Below are 2,930 nucleotides of genomic sequence, written 5' to 3'. Positions count from 1 at the left end.
GATCGCGTAGAAGCTGCCCAGGTTGAGGCAGACCAGGGTCTGGCCGCGCACATAGCCGGTGACGGCGCCGTCGATCTGGCGCGCGAGGTCGCGCACCGTCGCGCGGTGCCGGGGCGGCACCCAGCCGTCGATGGCCGCGACCATCCGGTCCCAATCCACCAGGATGTAGAACGCGACGACCGGCGTCACCACGAGAAGCGAGGCGATCGAGATCAGGGCCTGGCTGCCCGACCAGAGGGATTTCAGAAAGGCCAGGAGCCACGTCCCCGCCTGGGTCGCCAGCGTTCCGACGGAGGATTGCAGCTCCGCGAGGACATTCGCGCCGCCGACGCGCTCCAGCAGTGACCCGGAGCGCTCCGCGATGATGGCCTGGAGCCGCGACACCATTCCGGGCAGCGCATTGACCAGGGCGACGACCTGATTGGCCGTGAGCGGGATCAGGATCAGCAGCGTCACCACGAGGACGACGACGAACAACGCCAGGATCAGCAGGCTCGCGGCCAGCCGGCCGAGGCCGAGGCGCTCCAGCCGGTCGGCCAGGGGATCGAGGAGATAGGCCAGGGTGATGCCGGCCACGAAGGGCAGCATCACTTCCCGGAGGAGGTAGATGATCAATCCCAGAGCGACCACGGCGGCCAGCCCGATCACAGCCCGTGCGCGCACGTCGACGCTCCCCCAGACACAACACCCGCGGGCAGAGTGGGTATGCGGCGCGTGCCGATCAAGGCGCCGCCGCAGCCGACTCGCGTGGCGCGCGCGAAGCCGCTAGAGCGGGGCCAGATTGGAACGAGGTGGCGCGGGCATGACGGCCAAGGACGGCAACGAGCCGAAGACGGGGCTCACCTACGCGGCGGCGGGCGTCGACATCGATGCCGGCAACGCCATGGTCGAGACGATCAAGCCGCTGGTGCGCTCGACCCGGCGCCCGGGCGCCGACGCCGAGATCGGGGGCTTCGGCGGCCTGTTCGACCTGAAGGCTGCGGGCTTCCGCGATCCGATCCTGGTGGCGGCCAATGACGGCGTCGGCACCAAGGTCAAGATCGCCATCGAGACCGGGCGCCACGACACGATCGGCATCGATCTCGTGGCGATGTGCGTGAACGACATCATCGTCCAGGGCGCCGAGCCGCTGTTCTTCCTCGACTACTACGCCACCGGCAAGCTGGTCCCGGGCGTCGGCGCCGACATCGTGCGCGGCATCGCCGAAGGCTGCCGGCAGGCGGGCTGCGCGCTGATCGGCGGCGAGACCGCCGAGATGCCGGGCCTCTACGACGGATCCGACTACGACCTCGCGGGCTTCTCGGTGGGAGCCGCCGAGCGCGGCACGCTTCTGCCGCGTTCGGGGATCCGGCCCGGCGACGTTGTGCTCGGCCTGCCCTCCTCCGGGGTGCATTCCAACGGCTTCTCGCTGGTCCGCCGGATCGTCGCGAAAAGCGGCCTCGGCTGGGACGCGCCGGCCCCGTTCGCCCCCGGGCGCAGCCTCGGCGAGGCGCTGCTGGAGCCGACACGGATCTACGTGAAGCCCCTGCTGGCGGCGCTGGGCGCCACGGACGGGATCCGGGCGCTCGCCCACATCACGGGGGGCGGCTTCCCGGACAACCTGCCCCGCGTCCTGCCGGACGATGTCGGCATCGCCATCGACCTCGACGCGGTCACCCCGCCGCCGGTCTTCGGCTGGCTCGCCCAGGAGGGCGTCGTCGCCGAGGCGGAGATGCTGCGCACCTTCAATTGCGGAATCGGCATGGTGGTGATCGCCGCCGCCGATGCGGTGGACGACGTCGACGAGGCCCTGACCCGGGCCGGCGAGACGCCCGTGCGCCTCGGCCGGATCACGGCGCGCGGCTCCGAGCCCGTGACCTTCAGCGGAAACCTCGCTTTCTGATGGCGACCGACCGCAAGACCCGCGTCGCCATCCTCATCTCGGGGCGCGGCTCGAACATGGTCGCGCTGCTGGAGGCGGCGCAGGATCCCGCCTTCCCGGCCGAGATCGTGCTCGTCGTGTCGAACCGTCCGGAAGCCGCCGGCCTCGCCCGCGCGGCGGAGGCGGGCATCCCGACGCAGGCGATCGACCACAAGGCCTTCGCCGACCGCGCCGGCTTCGATGCCGCCCTCGACGCCGCCCTGCGAGGGGCCGAGGTCGACCTCGTGTGCCTCGCGGGCTTCATGCGGATCCTGACGACGGATTTCGTGGCGTCCTGGGCTGGCCGGATGCTCAACATCCACCCGTCGCTCCTGCCCCTGTTCAAGGGCACGCACACGCACCGGCAGGCGCTCGACGCCGGCGTGCGCCTGCACGGCTGCACCGTGCATTTCGTCGTGCCGGAACTGGATGCGGGTCCGATCGTCGCTCAAGCCGCGATCCCGGTTCGCCAGGACGACGATCCCGACAGCCTCGCCGACCGGGTGATCGTGCAGGAGCGCCGTCTCTACCCGGCCGTGCTCGCCCTGGTGGCCGGCGGCCGCGCCCGCCTGGACGGCGACCGCGTGGTGATCGCCGACGAGGCGCCCGACGGCGTTCTGTTCAGCCTTTAGCGGGCGGCCCATCGTCCCTGCGAGTGGAGCCCGGCGATCCGGGATCGCCCGCTCGCCGACGTTCCGATGCGCTGGGCTGCTTCGCTGCGCTCGCAGAGGCGACGTCTACCGAAGCAGCCCTGTCTGCGTCCTCAGACGGGGCGCTGCAGCTTGCAGCTGTCCAGCGCCGAGAGGGCCTTCGCGCGGGCGGAGTCGTTGAAGTAGCCCGTGGTCCGGTAGGCCTCGATCTCGGCGGCGTCGAGGCTGCGCAGGGTCTGCTTGGCATAGCAGCCGCAGGGGCGCTCCAGGGACGCCTCGGGGGCGCTGGTCATGCGGGCCTGGACGATCGTGCATGCGAGGCGCACGCGGCCTTCGAGATTGGCCTTGCTGGCGGTCTTGAGGCCGGATCCGGCTCGTAC

General features: G+C 71.2%; 3 protein-coding genes and 1 pseudogene. 2 read left to right on the top strand and 2 right to left on the bottom strand.

Features of this window, described 5'->3' with window-relative positions; all coding sequences use genetic code 11:
• A partial coding sequence (locus tag I53_RS04380; protein ID WP_043347085.1) for an AI-2E family transporter occupies positions 1–663 on the bottom strand: 663 nt, incomplete at its 3' end.
• A 139-nt stretch (positions 664–802) separates the two neighbouring features.
• On the opposite strand from I53_RS04380, the gene purM reads away from it, so the two are divergent.
• Entirely contained in the window at positions 803–1,882 is a 1,080-nt protein-coding gene (gene purM / locus I53_RS04375) for a phosphoribosylformylglycinamidine cyclo-ligase (RefSeq protein WP_043347083.1), read from the top strand.
• A complete protein-coding gene (purN, locus tag I53_RS04370; protein WP_043347082.1) occupies positions 1,882–2,532 on the top strand; it encodes a phosphoribosylglycinamide formyltransferase in 651 nt (216 codons plus the stop codon). Before purM ends, purN begins: the two co-directional genes overlap by 1 nt.
• A gap of 131 nt (positions 2,533–2,663) precedes the next feature.
• On the opposite strand, the pseudogene I53_RS04365 reads toward purN, so the two are convergent.
• A pseudogene (locus I53_RS04365) lies at positions 2,664–2,930 on the bottom strand (hypothetical protein); the annotation flags it as partial.

Source organism: Methylobacterium sp. B1 (assembly GCF_000333255.1).
Lineage (GTDB): Bacteria > Pseudomonadota > Alphaproteobacteria > Rhizobiales > Beijerinckiaceae > Methylobacterium > Methylobacterium fujisawaense.
This window is presented reverse-complemented; position numbering and strand designations above follow the sequence as displayed.